Raw genomic sequence first — 18,605 nt, 5'->3', positions numbered from 1 at the left:
CGCCAGCGCCGCCTGGATCCACCCGGCGCAAAAAATAGTCCGCACGCCCTGTGGCCGGGGTGGCGGGGCGCGCAACCCGTGCATTAAAGTTGGCCGATCGCCGCGGCTTCACGACCCTTTCTGCCGCCCGTCCTCACTTTTTTCTGGAAAGCCTCCCATGACCACCCTCGGAACCCCGCTGTCGCCCCATGCCACCAAAGTCATGCTGCTGGGCTCGGGCGAGCTGGGCAAGGAGGTGCTGATCGCGCTGCAGCGCCTGGGTGTGGAAACCATCGCCGTGGACCGGTACGAGAACGCCCCCGGCCAGCAGGTGGCCCACCACCAGCGCACCATCACGATGAGCGACCCGGCCCAGCTCAAGGCCCTGGTCGAGGCCGAGAAACCCCACCTGGTGGTGCCCGAGATCGAAGCCATCGCCACGCCCATGCTCGAAGAGCTGGAAGCCGCCGGCACCGTGCGCGTGATCCCCACCGCCCGCGCCGCGCGCCTGACCATGGACCGTGAAGGCATCCGCGTGCTGGCCGCCGAGACGCTGGGCCTGCCCACCAGCCCGTACAAGTTCTGCAACTCGCTTGAGGAACTGCAGGCGGCCATCGATGCCGGAATCGGCTACCCCTGCATCGTCAAGCCCGTGATGAGCAGCTCCGGCAAGGGCCAGAGCAAGATCGACGGCCCGGCCGACGTGCAAAAGGCCTGGGACTACGCCATGGCCGGCGGCCGCGTGAGCCATGGCCGTGTCATCGTCGAGGGCTTCATCGACTTCGACTACGAGATCACCCAGCTCACCGTGCGTTCGGTGGGGGCTGACGGCCAGATCGCCACCAGCTTCTGCGACCCCATCGGCCATGTGCAGGTGAGCGGTGACTACGTGGAAAGCTGGCAGCCCCACCCCATGCACCCGGCCGCGCTGGAGAAGTCGCGCCAGATCGCCAAGGCCGTGACGGACAACCTCGGCGGCCAAGGTCTGTTCGGCGTGGAGCTGTTCGTCAAGGGCGAGCAGGTGTGGTTCAGCGAGGTGAGCCCGCGCCCGCACGACACCGGCCTGGTCACGCTGTGCACCCAGCACCAGAGCGAGTTCGAGCTGCACGCCCGCGCCATCCTGGGCCTGCCAGTCGATACCAGCCTGCGCAACCCCGGCGCCAGCGCCGTCATCTACGGCGGCGTGGAGGCCCAGGGCATCGTGTTCGACGGCGTGGACGAGGCCCTCGCCGTGCCCGGCACCGACCTGCGCCTGTTCGGCAAGCCCGAGAGCTTTGCCAAGCGCCGCATGGGCGTGGCACTGGCGCGTGCGGCCGAGGTGGAAACGGCGCGCACCAATGCCAAGCTGGCGGCCAGCAAGGTGAAACCACGCACCCCCTGAGCCGCTTCGCGCCTTCCCTCTGTCTCGCTTCGCGGGAGGGGGACGCCACCCGTGGCCTGGCAAAGCCAGTTCCACGGTGGCACCGGCTTGCGCTGTGTCAGTTTTCGCCGTTGCGTGAAGCGTGGCGCACCGGAGTGCACTGATCCAGACTTCAGTTCAGCCATCCTCGCGGATCTGCCGCCCCGTGAGCTTGAGGAACAGGTCCTCCAGGTTGGCCGGCCGGTGCAGGGTGCGCAGGTGCGGGTGCGCGCCCAGCGCCTGCAGCAGGGGCCCTGCGTTCTGGGTGTAGAAGAACACCGTCTCGCCGCTGATCTCCACGCGCGCCGCCAGGGCCCGCAGGGCGGCATTCTCGGCCAGCGCCACGGCGCCCACGCCGAACACTTCCACCACGTCCGGCTCCAGGTGCTGCGCGATCAGTTCGCGCGGGCGGCCCTCGGCGATCTTCTTGCCGTGGTCCAGCACCAGGAGGCGCGAGCACAGGCGCTCGGCCTCGTCCATGAAGTGGGTGGTCAGCAGGATGGACTTGCCCTGCTGGAGCAGCAACTGCAGGCGCTCCCACATGAGGTGGCGGGCCTGCGGGTCCAGCCCCGTGGTGGGTTCGTCCAGCAGCAGCAGGCGCGGGTCGTTGACGAGTGCGCGGGCCAGGCTCAGGCGCCGCTTCATGCCCCCCGAGAGTTCGCCCGGCTTGGCGTTCGCCTTGTGCGTGAGCGCCGCGAAGTCGAGCAGGCGCGGCACGCGCTCGTCCATCACCGGGCCCTTGAGCCCGAAATAGCGGCCGAACACGCGCAGGTTCTCGGCGCAGGTGAAGTCGGGGTCCAGGGTGTCGAACTGGGTCACCACGCCCAGCTGGGCCTTGATGGCGAGGGCATCGCGCGGCATGTGCAGCGGGGCGCCGCCCGGCGCGGGTGTGAAGTGCACCGCACCGCCGTCGGGCGCCGTCAGGCCCAGGCACATGCGGATGGTGGTGGTCTTGCCCGCGCCGTTCGGGCCGATGACGCCCAGGCATTCGCCGGGAGCGATGGAAAAGGAGACATCGTCCACCACGGTGGTGTTGCCATAGCGCTTGCGCAGTTGCAGGGCTTCGAAGAGTGCGGTCATGGCCTGATTGTGTGCCATGCTGGCACCCCGGGCCGCGCGGCGGATGATGGCCGCACCCCCGCAGAGCGCCCGCCCCTTTGAACGAGAAATGCGCCATCCTGCCTGCACCATGAAACCCAGCCCCGCCGATACCAGCTATGTCGAATTGCCACTGGACGCCCTGGATGCGACCCGGATCGAAGCCGTCTGGCGCTACGACGCGGCGGCCCAAGGCCGGCAACTGGTGCTGCCGGACGGCAGGATGGACCTGGTGGTGCATTGCGCCCTGCGGCCCGATGGCACGGTGGCGTCGGTCTGGCCGGTGATCGCGGGCCCCGCCGACCAGCCTGCGTTCGTGAGCCTGCGCGCCGCGACGGTCGTCCTCGGGGTGCGTTTTCACATGGGCTGGGGCGGCGCCTGCCTGGGCACGGCGCCCGGGGCGCTGCGCAACCGGACGGTTTTCGGCGCCGAGGCCGCGCGGATGCTGGGTCCTTCTTGTGCCACCAATCCCTTGCTGCAGGCGCGCACGCTGCGGGGCGTGGAGCAGGCCTTGCGCTCCACCGCCCGCGCGCTGGCGGCCCGGGCCTCGGTGGCAGCGGCCCAGGGTCGGGCGCTCGCGGCCATCGAGCAGATGGTGCGGCAGGGCCAGACCGTGGAGGAAGGCGGTGGCGGCTGGGCCGTACCCTCCTCGCGCACGCTGCGCCGGGACATGGCGGCGGTGGCGGGCTTGCCCCTGCGGAGCCTGGCGGGCATCCTGCGCTTTCAGCGCGCCATGGACCTGCTGCAGGCCGGCCGCCCTTCGCTGGGCGAGGTCGCCTTGGCGGCGGGCTATGCCGACCAGGCGCACATGACCCGCGAGTTCCGCCGCTACGGGGGCTTCACGCCCGCCGCGCCGGCACCGGCGCCGCTGGTCCGGCGGGCGCCCTGCTTGCCCTGACGGCGTTGGCCGAAACCTTCAAGACGCGCGCGTGCGCAACGGCCAGACTTCCCTCTTTTTTGAGCCCGTGCGATGTACAGCCAATCCCTCTTCTCCATCGACGATGTCCGCGAACTGCAGGGCCTGGTGCGCTCCTACCCCCTGGCGACCGTGGTCGCGGCGGCGCACGCGGGCCTGGAGGCCCACCTGCTTCCGCTTCTGCTGCTGGCCGAAGGCGGCGGCCTGGGGCTGCTTCAGGGCCATGTGGCGCGCATGCACACGCTGGCGCGGTCTGTCCCGCAGGGCGCGGAGGTGCTCGCGGTGTTCCAGAGTCCCAATGCCTATATTTCTCCGCGCTGGTACGTGAACGGCCAGCGCAGCGCGCGCCTGGCCCCCAGCTGGAACTATGTGGCGGTGGAAGTCAGGGGGCGCATCCGCTTCGTCGACGACGGCGGCTGGATGAGGGACCACCTTGCCGCGCTCACGGCGTCCCAGGAGGCGCACCGCGCGCAGCCGTGGTCCCTGCACGATGCCTCGCCCGCCTTCATCGACGAGGCGGCGCTGCATCTGCGGGGCTTCGAGATCGAAGTCACCCGCCTCGAGGGCAAGCGCTTCCTGTCCCAGCAGCGCACGCCCGCGGACCGGTCCAGCCTCGTCGCGCAGCTGGCGCTGGAGCGCCAGGGGGCGGCGCACGATGTCGCGGCGCTGATCGTTCCCTGACCGCCTGCCGTTGCCCGGAGGTGGTCTTCAGGTGGCGGCGGTCAGCCGGCCGCGGCCCGTGGCCTTGGCGTCGTAGAGCGCGCTGTCGGCCCGTGCCATCAGGGCCGCCAGGCTGGATTCTCCGGGCTGCAGCACGGCCATGCCGGCGCTGTAGTCCAGGATGAAGCCCAGTTCTGCCGCGCTGGCGTCATGCAGCTTGTGGCGCAGGCGCCGGTCGAACGAGACGCCCGCCGACGCCGCGTTGTGCAGCATCAGCACGCCGAACTCCTCGCCCCCGAGCCGCGCAATCAGGTCGCCGCTGCGGCAGGTGTCGCCCAGCAGCCGCGCAAACAGTTGCAGCGCACGGTCGCCCGCGTCGTGCCCGTGGGTGTCGTTGATCTGCTTGAAGTGGTCCAGGTCCAGCATCAGCGCGGTGAGCGGCAGCCGGTGGCGCCATGCATGCGAAAGCAGGTTTTCGCCCTGGGTGGTGAAACCTCGGCGGTTGAGCAGGCCCGTGAGCCCATCGGTCATGGCCAGCGTGCGCAGCTTCTGCTCTGCCTCGTACCGCCAGGCCACCAGCACGGCGACGGTGCCCAGCACCAGGCTCACGTTGGTGGCCAGCGCCGCGGCCAGGTTGACCGGGTGCGGCGTGCGAAAGCTGGGGTACTCGTCGGTGAAGGCGCCCAGCAGCCCGCGCGCCAGGGTGAAGGCGGCCGAGGTGGCCAGGCAGCCCAGGAGCAGGCTGCGCCAGCGCACGTCGGCGAGCACCAGCGGGTACAGCGTGGCCCGCGCCACGATGCACAGGATGACCGCCATCAGCCCGTTGGCCCAGCCCACGCGCCAGGCGTAGTGGTCAAAACCCAGCGTGTAGCCCAGCGGCGCGGCCACCACCAGCGCCAGCAGCACACGCCGCAGGGGGCGGGGGCCCAGCCATTCTTCCAGCGCGCGGTAGAGCATCCACTGGGCAGCGGCGTTGCATGCGATGGACAGCGTGGACAGCGCCCGGTCCCATAGCGAGGACGACGCGATGATGGCGGCCCAGGCCAGCGCCTGTAGCAGCATGCTGGCCTGCACGTGGCGTGCGGCGCGGCTCACATCCCGCCCCATGATGAGCGGCAGGACGGCCGAGATCATGAACAGGTTGGCGGCCATCGCCGCCATGAGCGTGAGGAAGTCCAGGGGCATGGGAGACGGGGCGCTGCTTCTTTCTTGTCGTCACTGGAAGGCGACTTCGGCAAAGCTGCGCAGCTTGCGGCTGTGCAGCCTGTCCACGCCGCCGTTGCGCAGGATCTCGATGGCGCGCATGCCGATGCGCAGGTGCTGGTCCACGCGCTCGCGGTAGAAATGGTTGGCCATGCCCGGCAGCTTGATCTCGCCGTGCAGCGGCTTGTCGGAGACGCACAGCAGGGTGCCATACGGCACGCGGAAGCGAAAGCCGTTGGCCGCGATGGTGGCGCTTTCCATGTCCAGCGCCACGGCGCGGCTCTGGCTGAAGCGGCGCTGGGGCATGTTGTCGGGCAGCAGTTCCCAGTTGCGGTTGTCGGTGCTGGCCACGGTCCCGGTGCGCATGATGCGCTTGAGCTGGTCCTCCGGCACCCGCGTCACGTCGGCGACGGCCTGCTGCAGCGCCATCTGGATCTCGGCCAGCGCCGGGATGGGCACCCACAGCGGCAGCTCCTCGTCCAGCACGTGGTCCTCGCGCACGTAGGCGTGGGCCAGCACATAGTCGCCCAGCTGCTGGCTGTTGCGCAGGCCCGCGCAATGGCCCAGCATCATCCACGCGTGCGGGCGCAGCACGGCGATGTGGTCGGTGATGGTCTTGGCGTTGGCCGGCCCCACGCCGATGTTGACCATGCTGATGCCGCTCGCGTCCTTGCGCACCAGGTGGTAGCCGGGCATCTGCGGCAGGCGCGGCGGGGCGATGCCCAGCTCGTCGCCCGGCTGCGCGGACAGGCCCGCGCGGCGAGTGACCACGTTGCCGGGCTCGATGAAGGCCACGTACTCGCTGTCTTCCCTGGCCATCTCGGCGTGGCCCAGGCGCACGAACTCGTCGATGTAGAACTGGTAGTTGGTGAACAGCACGAAGTTCTGGAACCATTCGGGCGCGGTGCCCGTGTAGTGGCGCAGGCGGTGCAGCGAGTAGTCCACGCGCGGCGCGGTGAACAGCGACAGCGGCTGCGCCTCGCCTGGGCGCGCCTGCCAGGTGCCGTTGGCGATGCCGTCGTCCATGGCCGCCAGGTCCGGCAGGTCGAACACGTCGCGCATCAGCATGCGGCGCTCGGCCGTGAGCGTGCCCTCGATGTGGTCGTGCTCGGCGAACGAGAAGTGGATGGGGATGGGGTGCGCGCTGGTGCCCACCTCCAGCTCGACGTTGTGGCTGGCCCGCAGCAGGCGGAACTGCTCGGCGTAGTAGTTGGCGAACAGGTCGGGGCGGGTGAGGGTGGTTTCGTACCGCCCGGGGCCTTCCACGAAGCCGTAGGCCAGCTTCGAATCCGCCCGTGCCACCGTGGTGGTGTGCACCCGCACGAAGGGATAGAACGCGCGCACCGCGCTTTCGGGCGTCTCGCCCGCCACGAAGCGCTGCATGGCATCGCGCAGGTGGCCGATCTGTTGCTGGTAGATGCGCTGCACCTGGGCCAGCGCTTCGGCCGGGTCGGTGTGGCGGGTGGGGGCGATGAAGTCGGGAATGAGGGGCATGCCCCTATTGTCCACAAGCCGGGAACGTGTTTGTGTGACGGGCTGGCGCCGGGGCCGCGGAGGGCCTCAGGAATTGACCGCCAGCAGGGGCTCCAGGCCGTGGAAGTCGCGCATCCAGCGCAGGATGGACGCGGCGTCCCGGGGCACCGACACCACATGGCCCTGGATCAGGTCGCACCCCAGGCCCGCCAGCAGATCCACCTGCGCCTGTGTCTCCACCCCCTCGGCCACGGTCCTGATCTGCAGGCTGCGGCCCATCTGGATGATGGCGGTGACGATGGCCACGTCGTCGGCGTTGTCCGGGGTGTCGACCACGAAGGAGCGGTCGATCTTGAGCTTGTCGATCGGGTAGCGCTTGAGGTAGGCCAGCGATGAGTACCCGGTGCCGAAATCATCGATGGAGATTCCGACGCCGAGTGCCTTGAGGGCATTGAGGGTGTCCAGCACCTGGCCCGTCTGGTGCATCAGCACGGATTCGGTGAGTTCGATCTCCAGGTACTGCGTTGCCAGCCCGGTCTCGTGCAGCATGGCCGCGATCTCGCCCGCCACGTCGCGCTGGCGGAATTCGAGGGCCGACAGGTTCACCGCCACCGGCACCATGGCCAAGCCCTGGTCCTGCCACTCCCGGAGCTGGCGGCAGGCCTCGCGCATCACCCAGCGGCCAATGGGGGTGATGAGGCCGCGGGATTCCGAGAAGGTGATGAACTCATCCGGCCCCACCAGGCCGCGCTGGGGATGGCGCCAGCGCACCAGGGCCTCGAAGCCGCGCAGCGAGCCGTCTTCCAGGCAGATCTGGGGCTGGTAGTGCAGCACGAAGGCGTTGTGGACGATGGCCTCGCGCAGCAGCCGCTCGTGCTGCAGCACATCGATGGCGCTGGCCTCCATGCTGGGTTCGTAGAACTGGCGGTTGCCCCGGCCGCTTTCCTTGGCGTGGTGCATGGCCGCGTCGGCGCAGCGCAGCAGCGCGTCGCCGGTGGCGGCATGCTCCGGAAAGAGGCTGATGCCGATGGACGGCGAGACGGTCAGCGGCACCTGGTCGAGCGTGAACACGCCGTGCATGGAGTCGAGCAGCTTGTCGGCCACCCTGGCGGCGTCATCGGGGCTTTGCACGTCGGTCAGGACCACCACGAACTCATCGCCGCCCAGCCGCGCCACCACGTCGGCATCGCGCACGCCCTGGCGCAGACGCTCGGCCACGTTGCACAGCAACTGGTCGCCCGCGTGGTGGCCGAGCGAGTCGTTCACCGTCTTGAAATGGTCCAGGTTCACGAACAGCACGGCCGCGCGGCCGTGGCGCCTGCGCGCCAGCGACAGCACCTGCGACAGCTGCTCCATCAGGAAATGCCGGTTGGGCAACTGCGTGAGGGTGTCGTGCAGCGCGATGAAGGCCTCGCGCTCCTGCGCCTGCTTGCGCGCGGTGATGTCCCGCACCACCACGATGCGGTAGTCCGCATGGTGCAGCGGCATGGTCTTGCCCACCACCTCGACGGGGATGGCATGCCCGTCCTTGTGGCGGATGGTCACTTCGTAGGGGTCTTCGCGCCCGCTGCGGGTGTAGTCCAGCGCCACGGCCCGCCATTCGGGACTGATGAAGTGGAAGATCGAGAACCCCAGCACCTCCTGCAGCCCGTAGCCAACCAGGCGGGTGAGCGCCTCGTTGCCGTCCGTGATGATGCCGTCGCGGTGGAACACGATGGCCTCGTCCGTGGCCTCGGTGAACTTGCGCATGCGCTCTTCGCTCTGGCGCACCTGGCGTTCCGCGCGCCAGCGCTCGGTGATGTCGGTGATCAGCACGAACGAGCCCAGCTGCTGCGAGCCGGCGCCGAAGTGCGGGATCAGGTTGACCTCGATCATGCGCGTCTCGCCATTGGGCAGGATCTGCTCGCGCGTGTACTTCACGTGCTCGCGGCGCGTGGAGCGCTCCACATGCGGCTGGATCACCTGCCAGGCCTTGTCGCCAATGGCTTCCTGCACCGTGAGCCCCAGGATCGATTCGGTCGTGTGGCCGTTGTAGGCGGCGTAGCCCTGGTTGGCGAACTGGCAGCGCAGGCCGGGCAGGTCGAAGTACGCCATCAATGCGGGCACGGAATCGGCGATCAGGCGCAGCAGCGAGTCGCTGGAGCCCCCCTGGCCAGGGGCGTTGGCTGCGTTGATTGAATCTGGCATGTCCCACCCGGTGCTGAGAAGGTGTGGCGGTCTGCACGCGGCCCCGTGGAGATCGCCAGCACGTTCTTCCGTTATAGCCGATAGACCTTGCACGCGTGCAAGGTAGTTGCCCGGATACCCCGGGCGGGATAATCGGGCCATGACCTCCAAAGAAAACCAAGCCGGCACTGACTTCAGCACGCTGGCCCTGAGCCCTGCCATGCTGTCCAACCTGCAGCAGCTGGGCTACATGCAAATGACTCCGATTCAGGCGGCCAGCCTGCCGCCCGCGCTGCTGGGCAAGGATCTGATCGCCCAGGCCAGCACCGGCAGCGGCAAGACCGCCGCCTTCGCCCTGGCCCTGCTGGCCAACCTCAACCCGCGCCGCTTCGCCGTGCAGGCGCTGGTGCTGTGCCCCACGCGCGAGCTGGCCGACCAGGTGACCACCGAGATCCGGCGCCTGGCGCGCGCGGAAGAGAACATCAAGGTCGTGACCCTGTGCGGCGGCGTGCCGCTGCGCGCCCAGACGCTGAGCCTGGAGCACGGCGCCCACATCATCGTGGGCACGCCCGGCCGCGTGATGGACCACCTGGAGCGTCAGCACCTCTCGCTGGAAGCGCTCAACACCCTGGTGCTCGACGAGGCCGACCGCATGCTCGACATGGGTTTCTTCGACGACATCGCTACCGTGGCGCGCCAGTGCCCTTCGGCCCGCCAGACCCTGCTGTTCTCGGCCACCTACCCCGAGGGCATCGCCAAGCTCAGCGCCCAGTTCATGAAGGCGCCGGTGCAGATCACGGTGCAGGCCCAGCATGCCGAGGGCAAGATCGAGCAGCGCTGGTACGAGGTGAAGCACAGCGAGCGCCTGCACGCGGTGTCCCAGCTGCTCAACCACTTCCGGCCCGAATCGTCGATCGCCTTTTGCAACACCAAGCAGCAGTGCCGCGACCTGGTGGGCGTGCTGCAGGCGCAGGGCTTCAGCGCGCTGGCGCTGTACGGCGAGCTGGAGCAGCGCGAGCGCGATCAGGTGCTGGTGCAGTTCGCCAACAGGAGCTGCTCGGTGCTGGTGGCCACCGACGTGGCGGCGCGCGGGCTCGATATCGCCAACCTGGCCGCCGTGATCAATGTGGACGTGACGCCGGACCCCGAGGTGCACATCCACCGCATCGGCCGCACGGGCCGGGGCGACGCCGAGGGCCTGGCGCTCAACCTGGCCAGCCTGGACGAGATGGGCAGCGTGGGCAAGATCGAGGTGCTGCAGGGCCGGGAGTCGCGCTGGTTCCCGGTGGCGGAGCTCACGCCCGCGGGCAGCGGCCCGCTGGTGCCGCCCATGGTCACCATCCAGATCATCGGCGGCCGCAAGGAGAAGATCCGCGCGGGCGACGTGCTGGGCGCGCTGACCGGCGAGATGGGCTACACCCGCGAGCAGATCGGCAAGATCAACGTGAACGACTTCTCCACCTACGTGGCGGTGGACCGCGCCATCGGCGCCCAGGCCGCGCAGCGCCTGAACCAGGGCCGGGTGAAGGGCAAGGCCGTGAAAGCCCGCCTGGTGATGGATTGATGGCGGCTTGCCGAGCGGGCACCCCCCCCTCAGGATGGCAAATGCCGCTGGACCTTGTCCGGCGGTTTTTTTTGCTCCTTTTTGTGGGTAGCTGATCGTCCGCAACGGGACCCCCATTCCGAAGCCTGGGCATCCGCCGCCGTGCTTGTGGTATTCACTTATTGTGCAAAGACCTATAGAGGACTATAGTTCTTTGCCATGATCTCCCATTCAAAAGTCGTGGCGCTGGATTCCTCCCCGGGCCTGAGCCGGTACGCCGCCCTGGCGGCTGCACTGCGTGCCCGCGTGGTGGCCGGCGAATGGCCGCCCGGCTCGGCCCTGCCGGCAGAAAGCCTGCTGGCCACGGAGCACCAGGTGGCGCTGGGCACCATGCGCCGTGCGCTGGAACTCCTGGTGGCGCAAGGGCTGGTGGAGCGCATCCACGGCCGGGGCACCTTTGTGCGCCAGGGCATTGCCGGCGCCTCGATGCTGCGGTTTTTCCGGTTTGACAGCGGCGGCGGCGAAATGCCGCGCTCGCGCATCCTGTCGCGCCAGCGCATGGCGGCCCCGGCTGCCGTGGCCCGCAGGCTGGGCCTGGCGACGGGCGAGATGGTGCTGCGGCTGCAGCGCCTGCGCCTGCTGGCCGACCAGCCCTGCCTGCTGGAAGACATGTGGCTGCCGCTGGATGTGTTTGCGCCCCTGGCAGAAGGAAACACCGCCGAGTGGGACGACCTGCTGTACCCCATGTTCGCGCGCCGCTGCGGTGTGCATGTGCACCGGGCCGTGGACGACATTGGCTTTGCCATGCTGACAGCCCCGCAGGCCGTCCACCTGGGGCTGGCCGCAGGCCATCCGGGCGTGGTGGTGCAACGGGCCGCCTACGACCTGGGCGGGCGCTGCATCGAATGGCGCACCACGCGCGGCGATGCCCACGCCTTTCACTACACCGTGACCATTACATGAACGGCACCCCTGTGCGGTGCCACGGGCCTGGCAAGGCCCGTGCCGCTGCGCCTGCCGGCCTGGGGCGCGCCGCTTCAGGCGCACTCCCATGAACGACTGAAGACGAAACCAAGGAGACCCGTATGCACCATCTATCCGATCCTCTGAATTCACCAGATCTGTCGCGTCGTGCGGCGCTGGCTGCCGTGGGTGTCACGCTGGCAGCGCCCTGGGTGCGCACCCACGCTGCGGGCGTGGGGGGCGGGCGCGCCGTGACCCTGGTCGTCTCCTACCCCGCAGGCGGCGGCGCCGACCTGATGGCGCGCATCATCGCGCCCCGCATGGCCGAAGCGCTGGGGCAAGGCGTGGTGGTGGACAACAAGCCCGGCGCCAGCGGCCAGCTGGCCGCATCGGCCGTGGCCCGCGCCACGCCGGATGGCACGACCCTGCTGCTCGATGCGTCGTCGTTCGCTGTCAATCCATCGCTGTATCCCAAGCTGCCCTACGACAGCAACACCGCCTTTGTGCCGCTGGCCGTGCTGGCGACCTTTCCGAACGTGCTGGTGTGCCACCCGGGCTTCGGTGTCAATTCCGTCAAGGAAGTCATCGCGCGCGCCAAGGCCAAGCCTGAGGACGTGGCCTATGCGTCGTCCGGCAATGGCTCGGCCCAGCATCTGGCCGGGGCGCTGTTTGAAGAGCGCACGGGCGTGCGCCTGTCCCACATTCCCTACCGGGGGGGCGGCCCCGCCATGAACGACGTGATGGGCGGGCAGGTGCCGCTGTTCTTTGCCAATGTGGCCTCGTCCCTGGGCCACATCCAGGCGGGCAAGCTGCGGCCGCTGGCGGTAACCAGTGCGCTGCGCGCCCGATCGCTGCCGGATGTGCCCACCATGGCGCAGGCCGGCGTGGCCGACTACGAAGTGCTGGAATGGAATCCGGTGCTGGCCCCGGCGGGCATTGCGCCCGAGGTGCGCACGCAGCTGGTCAACGCCATCCGCAAGGCGCTGGCCGACCCCGAGGTGCTGGGCCGCATCCGCGCGCTGGGCGGCGATGCCTTTCCCGACGCGACCCAGGCCAGCGCGGGCAGGTTCATCCAGGCCCAGCAAGCGCAATGGGGCAAGGTCATCCGCGAGCGCAAGATCGTGGTGGGCTGACCCATGGGTGCGCTGGCCCCCTCCGCGCCGTTGCGGGATGTCCCGGAGGGATGGGACACGCATGTCCATGTCTTTGATGCCGCCGCCCCGGTCCAGGCCGGGCACTACCAGCCCGCGCACCAGCCCCTCGAACGCATTGAGGCCGAAGCCGCGAGGCTGGGCGTGGGGCACCTCGTGCTGGTGCAGCCCAGCGTGTACGGCACCGACAACCGGCTTGTGCTCGAGGCCCTGGCGCGCGAGCCGGGTCGGCACCGCGCGGTGGTCGTGGTGGATACCGACATTGCCGACGACGCGCTGCAGACCATGCACACGCTGGGCGTGCGCGGCGTGCGTTTCAATCTGGTGTCCCCGGTGGGCAACGGGGCGCAGGCCATGCAGTCGCTGGCGCCCCGCCTGAAGGCGCTGGGCTGGCATGTGCAGTGGTATGCGGCGCCTGCCCAGCTGGCGCAGATCGCCCAGCTGCATGCGCAAACGGGCCTGCCCTGCGTGCTGGACCACCTGGCGGGCATGCATGCCGCCCTGGCGCGGGACGATGCGGCCTGGCAGGCGCTGGCAAGGCTGGCCGGCCTGGGGGCGTGGATCAAGCTGTCAGGCTGGTACCGCCTGCAGGCCGCGGCGCCCTACGCCGAACTGCACGATGCGATCCGCCGCGTGGCCGGGCTGGCGGGGGAGCGGCTGGTGTGGGGTTCGGACTGGCCGCATACCGCATTTGCACCGGACTCCATGCCCGCCTACGCGAGTGTGTGGGAGCCGGTGGTGAATGCCCTGGGCGCGGTACGCGCCGACAGGGTGCGCATGGCGGGCGCAGCGCTGTACCGCTGAAGTGGGGGCAGTGCGCCCGCACGGGTGCATCCCGCATCCGCTGGCTACCTACCTGGCGCCTGATGCTTCCAGCATCCGCACCATCTCGCTGAAGCCCCGCTGGCGGGCCAGCTGCAGTGGCGTGTTGCCCTGCCGGTCGGTCAGCGCATGGCTGGCGCCGGCCTGCAGCAGCGCCTGCAGCGTGGCCTGGTGGCGCGGGCCTCCGTCGCCCAGCACGATGGACTCGATCAGTGCCGTCCAGTGCAGGTTGTTCACATGGTCCAGCGGAGCGCCGGCGGCGATCAGCTGGCGCACCACGCCGTCGTGCCCCAGGTGGGCCGCGGCGATCAGTGCCGTGCCGTCGTACCGGCTCGTCACCTGCCCGGCGCGGGCGCCCAGGGCCAGCAGCAGGCGCAGGGTGTCTTCGTCGTCCGCCACCGCCGCGATGGTCACGGCGTCGTAGCGGTCGTTCTCCAGCGCATTCACATCGGCCCGGGCCTGCACCAGCTGCCGGATCACATCGCGCTGGCGGGCGAACGTGGCCACGTGCAGCGGCGTGCGGCCGTGGGCATCGCGGGCATTCACATCGGCGCGTGCCGCCACGAGCTTTTGCAGCATGCCCACATCGCCGCGCGCGGCGGCGGCGTGCAGGCCCTGGTAGGCCGCCGTTTGCGCCGCGGTGGGCGCCACCTGCGCCTGGGCGGGCTGCGCCAGCAGCAGGGCCGCGGCCAGGGCCAGGGGCATTGCGGTGTGTCGGTTCATGGCGTGTCCCTTCAGCGGTTCGTGGTGCTTTGGCGGGTGTCTGCGCAGCGGGCGAGCGCCCCAGGACGGGGCGCTGCGCTGTGGGCTTACTTCAGCTGGTCCGCCACCTTGGCGATGGCGGCCATGGCGCATTGCTCGTCCAGGTGGCCGCCGGGCGCGCCGCCCACGCCCACGGCGCCGATGACTTCATTGCCCACCTTCAGGGGCACGCCGCCGCCCAGCAGCAGGTAGCCGGGGATCTGGCCCAGGTTGGCGGCGGCGGGATTCTTCTGCGAGCCTTCCATGATGGCCAGCGTGGTGTTCTTGGCCGATGCCGAGGTGTAGGCCTTCAGGCGGCTGGCTTCCAGGGTGTGGGGGCCGGCGTTGTCGGCACGCTGCACGGCGCGCACGGTGCCGGCGCGGTCCACCACGGTGGCGGTCACGTTGTAGCCGGAGGCCGTGCACGCGGCCACGGTGTGGGCGGCGATCTGGTTGGCCAGGTCCAGCGAGATGTTCTTTTCGGTGCGCACGCCTTCGGCGCTGGCAGCGGCGCAGGCGGCCAGGGAAAGGGTGAGGGCGGCGGCTTTGGCAAGGGTGTTCTGCATGGTGTTCTCCGTGGGCGTTCGGTGGTTTCGGGTCCGGTGCCACCCGTTGTGGCGCCGTGGGAGAACTGTAGGAAACGGCGTGGATTCCGGCCATTCGTACGCCTACGCCAGAGCCTCCGTAGAACTACGCAGTGCCCGCCAGGCGGTGGGCGGTTTGAAGGCCGCATCCTCAGCCCGCGGGCTGGCTATTGCACCAGGGCGGCGTAGCGCCGGATCAGTTGCGCCAGCGACTCGGCCCCGAGCTTGGCGAACAGGTTGGCGCGGTGGGTTTCCACCGTGCGGGGCGAGAGTGCCAGCACCCGGCCGATTTCCTTGTTGGTCAGGCCCTCGACGATGAGGCCCAGCACCTCGCGCTCGCGGCCCGAGAGCTGGGCGTAGCGCTCGCGGGCTTGCTGGTCGGCCTGGTGGCGTTCGCGCGAACGCACATGCTGGCGCACGGCGTTCTGCAGGGCTTCGATCAGCACCTCGTCATCCACCGGTTTTTCCAGGAACTCCGCCGCGCCTGTCTTGAAGGCGCGGCGGCACATCTCCACCGTGCCGTGGCCGGTGAGCAGGACCACCGGCTGGTCCACGCCCTGCGCCAGCAGCTGCTCCAGCACCGCGAGGCCGCTGATGCCGGGCATGCGCACATCCAGCACGATGGCGCCGATGCTGGCCCGGTCAAACCCGGCCATGAAGGCATGCGGGTCGGCCCAGGTCTGCACGCGCAGCCCGACGGTGCTGATGAGCAGGCCCAGGCTGTCGCGCACGGCGGCGTCGTCGTCCACCAGGTGAATGAGGGGGGAAAGGGACGTGGCGCTGTCGCTCATGGCTGCGGAGAGGGGGGCGCGGCGGCGGGGCCGGCAGGGGTGCCAGGCGCCGCGGGCAGCACCAGCACGAACTCGGCGCCGCGTTGGGCGGCGGCGTTGCCTGGCGCCGCAGGGGCCAGTTCCAGGCTGGCGCCCATGGCCTGGGCAAGGCTTTCGCACAGTGTCAGGCCCAGCCCCAGGCCGCCCGAGCGCGTGGTGTAGAAGGGCTCGAACAGATGCTCGCGGGCTTCGGGCGGCACGCCGGGGCCGTGGTCGCGAACCGACAGGGCGATCCGCGTGCCATCCCGCGCCGACAGCCGCAGCGTGAGCCGGCGTTCGGCGGGGGGAACCTGCTCCATGGCCTGCATGGCGTTCATCAGCAGGTTGTGGATGATCTGCTGCAAGGCCACGGGCTCGGCCAGCACGGGCGCCAGGTCGGGCGCCACCGTCACCTCGGCCGCGATGGCGCGCTGCGCCAGCTCGGGCTCCAGCAGGTGCAGCACATCCTGCAGCGCCGTGGCCAGGTGCAGCGGCTGGGCCTGCGCCGACAGGTCGGGTCGCTCCACCAGGCGGCGCAGGCGGCCCACCACCGTGGAGGCACGCCGGGCCTGCTCCACCGCGCGCGCCATGGCCGTCTGGGCCGTCTCCAGATCCGGCGGGTCGTCCGCCAGCAGCCGCTGCGCGGCCTGGGTGCTGGACAGCAGCGCCGTGAGCGGCTGGTTCAGCTCGTGGGCCATGCCCGCGGCCAGCTCGCCCAGGGTGTTCAGGCGGGCGACCTGGCCGAGCCGCAGCAGCTCTTCCGCCCGCTGGCGCGCAATGCGCTGGCGCCACAGCGCCCGGCCCGCCGCCCACAGCGCGGCGGTCAGCACGCACCAGCCCAGCATGCCCAGCCAGGGAAGCTCGCGCAGGCCCACATGGCGCTGCGCCACCACATCCAGGGGCTGGCTCGGCGCCGCGAGCAGTTTGTGAAAACCATACGACCAGCCCAGGCCCCAGCGGCCCGGTTCCGTGCGGCCCGGCTGCACGACGAAGGCCGTGCCGCCCTGGGCGAGCGTGACGCGCACCGGGCTGCTGTCCATGGCCATCGGCCATTCGTCCCGGGGGATGGTCATGCGCAGGTCGATCTGCAGCGCATAGCTTGCGGGGGTGCTGGCCAGCACCAGGTGGTAGCGGCCCGCAGGCAGGTCGGGCAGTGCCATTTCGGCATGGCCTGACTGGCGCGATGCGGCCTCGGCGGCCGCCAGGGCCGGCTGCAGCGCGGTGGGCCATGCGCCCCCCGCAGGCCGCTGCAGCACGGAAAGGATCTGCGGGTAGACCGAAGGCAGGCGCGGCAGCGGGGAGGCTGCCGTGGCCTCTTCGGTGGCGCGCGCGGCATCCGGGGTGGCGCCTGGCTCCGGAGGCTGCAGCAGGGCCAGGGTGGCCATCACCGCGTCGTGCTGCACCACGCGCTGGCTCAGGAGCCGGTGCACGATGCGGGCATCGGTCTCGAAGGCCTCCCGCAGCTGCTGCAGGCGCGCGTGAACCAGCCAGCCCGCGCCCGCGCAGGCCACCACGGCCCACAGCAGCAGGCCGGTGAAATGAACCCGCGCGAAACGGCGGCGCCATGCCCTGGTCATGCGCCGATTCTGGCATGGGGCCCTGGCGGTGGCTGCGCGGCGCAGCCTCTCTGGCTCTGGTGTAATCGGCTGCGCTCGCCGGTTTCCGTTTCCCCTGTCGCGTCTGGATGCCTCTCTCATGCCTGCAACTGCCTCCGTGGTCCATCGCTGGTTCTCGCCCCGCAACCTGCTGTGGGCTTCCGTGGCGGTGGCCGTGGTCACCATCCTGCTCAAGACCCTGGCCTGGCTGGTGACGGGGTCTGTCGGGCTGCTGTCGGATGCGATGGAGTCGTTCGTCAACCTGGCCAGCGCGATGTTCGCGCTGGCGATGGTGACCGTGGCGCAGCGCCCGGCGGACGACGACCATCCCTATGGCCACCACAAGGCCGAATACTTCTCGTCGGGGTTCGAGGGCATCCTGATCGTGGGCGTGTCCGTGGGCATCCTGTGGGCGGCGGGCCACCGCCTGGTGGCGCCCCAGCCCCTGGAGCAGGTCGGCTGGGGCCTGGGCCTGTCGGTGCTCAGCTCGGTGCTCAATGGCCTGCTGGCCTGGCTCATGTTCCGTTCGGCGCGCGAGCACCGCTCCATCGCTTTGGAGGCCGATGCCCGCCACCTTGTCACCGATGTGTGGACCTCCGCCGGCGTGCTGGTGGGCATCGCCGGCGCGGCCCTGACCGGCTGGCTGTGGCTGGATGCGCTGGCGGCGATCGTGGTGGCGCTCAACATCCTGAAAGAGGGGCTGGAGCTGGTCTGGCGCTCGTCCCAGGGCCTCATGGACTCGGCGGTGGAACCCGAGGTGCAAGCCACCATCGACGCCACCTTGCAGCAGTTCGTGCAATCGCAGGCGCCCGGCGCCGTGCGGTTCGACCATGTCTCCACCCGCCGCGCGGGCCAGCGCCGGTTTGTGGACATGCACCTGCACATGCCCGCCGACTGGACCCTGCGCCACGCCGCCGAGCTGCGCGGCCAGGTCGAGCGCGCGCTGATGGCCGCCGTGCCCGGCCTGCGCGCCACCATCGAGCTGCTGCCCTCCGACGTGGAAGCGCATTTCGACGACCCCCGTGACGACACCGAGGACGCAGTGAAGTGATCAGCGTATTGCAACGTGTGCGCGAAGCGCGCGTAGATGTGGACGGGCAGACCGTGGGCGCCATCGGCGCAGGCCTGCTGGTGCTGGTGTGTGCTGAACGCGGTGACACGGAGGTGGAGGCCGACAGGCTGCTGGCCAAGATCCTCAAGCTGCGCATTTTTTCGGACGCCGCAGGCAAGATGAACCAGAGCGTGCAGGACACCGGTGGCGGCCTGCTGCTGGTCAGCCAGTTCACCCTGGCGGCAGACACCACCGGCGGCAACCGCCCCAGCTTCACCCAGGCGGCTGCACCCGATGAGGGGCGGCGGCTGTACGACTATGTGGTTGCCCAGGCGCGCAAGGTGCACCCCGAGGTGGCCACGGGCCAGTTTGCCGCCGATATGCAGGTGCATCTCATCAATGACGGCCCGGTGACCATCCCGCTGCGGATACCTCCTAGAGCGGCTTGGTAG

At 70.0% G+C, this 18,605-nt stretch carries 17 protein-coding genes; 9 read left to right on the top strand and 8 right to left on the bottom strand.

Annotated elements, in window-relative coordinates; genetic code table 11:
* The first annotated feature begins 157 nt into the window (after positions 1-157).
* Positions 158-1,360 carry a formate-dependent phosphoribosylglycinamide formyltransferase gene (gene purT / locus AC07OC_RS21555; protein WP_218293087.1) on the top strand — a complete coding sequence of 401 codons (1,203 nt, stop codon included), beginning with the start codon at positions 158-160 and terminating at the stop codon, positions 1,358-1,360.
* A gap of 156 nt (positions 1,361-1,516) precedes the next feature.
* On the opposite strand, the gene AC07OC_RS21550 is transcribed toward purT, so the two are convergent.
* Positions 1,517-2,458: an ATP-binding cassette domain-containing protein gene (locus AC07OC_RS21550; protein WP_218293088.1), complete on the bottom strand. Its 942-nt coding sequence runs from the start codon at positions 2,456-2,458 to the stop codon at positions 1,517-1,519.
* Positions 2,459-2,567: 109 nt separating this feature from the next.
* Here AC07OC_RS21550 and AC07OC_RS21545 point away from each other — a divergent pair, with 109 nt between their 5' ends.
* Entirely contained in the window at positions 2,568-3,374 is an 807-nt protein-coding gene (locus tag AC07OC_RS21545; protein ID WP_494602191.1) for a helix-turn-helix domain-containing protein, read from the top strand.
* A gap of 72 nt (positions 3,375-3,446) precedes the next feature.
* The gene (locus AC07OC_RS21540) at positions 3,447-4,073 is read left to right on the top strand and encodes an FMN-binding negative transcriptional regulator (protein ID WP_494602189.1); all 627 of its coding nucleotides are present in this window, start codon (positions 3,447-3,449) and stop codon (positions 4,071-4,073) included.
* Positions 4,074-4,100: 27 nt separating this feature from the next.
* Here the strand turns inward: AC07OC_RS21540 and AC07OC_RS21535 are convergent, their stop codons facing one another.
* The 3 genes from AC07OC_RS21535 to AC07OC_RS21525 form a co-directional block, all read right to left on the bottom strand.
* The gene (locus AC07OC_RS21535) at positions 4,101-5,237 is read right to left on the bottom strand and encodes a GGDEF domain-containing protein (RefSeq protein WP_494602188.1); all 1,137 of its coding nucleotides are present in this window, start codon (positions 5,235-5,237) and stop codon (positions 4,101-4,103) included.
* A gap of 30 nt (positions 5,238-5,267) precedes the next feature.
* Positions 5,268-6,749 carry an AMP nucleosidase gene (locus tag AC07OC_RS21530; protein ID WP_494602186.1) on the bottom strand — a complete coding sequence of 494 codons (1,482 nt, stop codon included), beginning with the start codon at positions 6,747-6,749 and terminating at the stop codon, positions 5,268-5,270.
* 66 nt (positions 6,750-6,815) lie between these two features.
* Positions 6,816-8,915 (bottom strand): putative bifunctional diguanylate cyclase/phosphodiesterase, encoded by a 2,100-nt coding sequence (locus AC07OC_RS21525; RefSeq protein ID WP_494602184.1) that lies wholly within the window; start codon positions 8,913-8,915, stop codon positions 6,816-6,818.
* A gap of 139 nt (positions 8,916-9,054) precedes the next feature.
* Between AC07OC_RS21525 and dbpA the strand changes: the two genes are divergently transcribed.
* The 4 genes from dbpA to AC07OC_RS21505 all read left to right on the top strand — a co-directional run bounded on the left by dbpA (position 9,055) and on the right by AC07OC_RS21505 (position 13,355).
* Positions 9,055-10,458 carry an ATP-dependent RNA helicase DbpA gene (gene dbpA / locus AC07OC_RS21520; RefSeq protein WP_494602182.1) on the top strand — a complete coding sequence of 468 codons (1,404 nt, stop codon included), beginning with the start codon at positions 9,055-9,057 and terminating at the stop codon, positions 10,456-10,458.
* A gap of 198 nt (positions 10,459-10,656) precedes the next feature.
* Positions 10,657-11,400, top strand: a complete 744-nt coding sequence (locus tag AC07OC_RS21515) for a GntR family transcriptional regulator (protein ID WP_218340568.1) — start codon at positions 10,657-10,659, stop codon at positions 11,398-11,400.
* 122 nt (positions 11,401-11,522) lie between these two features.
* Positions 11,523-12,533: a tripartite tricarboxylate transporter substrate binding protein gene (locus tag AC07OC_RS21510; RefSeq protein ID WP_494602180.1), complete on the top strand. Its 1,011-nt coding sequence runs from the start codon at positions 11,523-11,525 to the stop codon at positions 12,531-12,533.
* Between the two features lie 3 nt (positions 12,534-12,536).
* Entirely contained in the window at positions 12,537-13,355 is an 819-nt protein-coding gene (locus tag AC07OC_RS21505; protein ID WP_492254545.1) for an amidohydrolase family protein, read from the top strand.
* A gap of 48 nt (positions 13,356-13,403) precedes the next feature.
* Here the strand turns inward: AC07OC_RS21505 and AC07OC_RS21500 are convergent, their stop codons facing one another.
* The 4 genes from AC07OC_RS21500 to AC07OC_RS21485 form a co-directional block, all read right to left on the bottom strand.
* Positions 13,404-14,096 (bottom strand): ankyrin repeat domain-containing protein, encoded by a 693-nt coding sequence (locus AC07OC_RS21500; RefSeq protein WP_494602178.1) that lies wholly within the window; start codon positions 14,094-14,096, stop codon positions 13,404-13,406.
* Positions 14,097-14,182: 86 nt separating this feature from the next.
* Positions 14,183-14,680, bottom strand: a complete 498-nt coding sequence (locus tag AC07OC_RS21495) for a GlcG/HbpS family heme-binding protein (protein ID WP_218293099.1) — start codon at positions 14,678-14,680, stop codon at positions 14,183-14,185.
* Between the two features lie 185 nt (positions 14,681-14,865).
* Positions 14,866-15,489 carry a response regulator transcription factor gene (locus AC07OC_RS21490; RefSeq protein ID WP_218340564.1) on the bottom strand — a complete coding sequence of 208 codons (624 nt, stop codon included), beginning with the start codon at positions 15,487-15,489 and terminating at the stop codon, positions 14,866-14,868.
* Positions 15,486-17,084 carry an ATP-binding protein gene (locus AC07OC_RS21485; RefSeq protein ID WP_494602175.1) on the bottom strand — a complete coding sequence of 533 codons (1,599 nt, stop codon included), beginning with the start codon at positions 17,082-17,084 and terminating at the stop codon, positions 15,486-15,488. Before AC07OC_RS21485 ends, AC07OC_RS21490 begins: the two co-directional genes overlap by 4 nt.
* A gap of 118 nt (positions 17,085-17,202) precedes the next feature.
* On the opposite strand from AC07OC_RS21485, the gene AC07OC_RS21480 reads away from it, so the two are divergent.
* Together AC07OC_RS21480 and dtd are read left to right on the top strand one after the other, a co-directional pair.
* A complete protein-coding gene (locus AC07OC_RS21480; protein ID WP_494602173.1) occupies positions 17,203-18,153 on the top strand; it encodes a cation diffusion facilitator family transporter in 951 nt (316 codons plus the stop codon).
* Complete coding sequence (gene dtd, locus AC07OC_RS21475) at positions 18,150-18,605, top strand: D-aminoacyl-tRNA deacylase (RefSeq protein ID WP_494602171.1); 456 nt, start codon at positions 18,150-18,152, stop codon at positions 18,603-18,605. The genes AC07OC_RS21480 and dtd overlap by 4 nt, the downstream gene beginning before the upstream one ends.

Source organism: Acidovorax sp. GW821-FHT10E04 (assembly GCF_059415185.1).
Note: the sequence above shows the minus strand (reverse complement) of the source record. Positions and strands in the feature narration are given on the sequence as shown.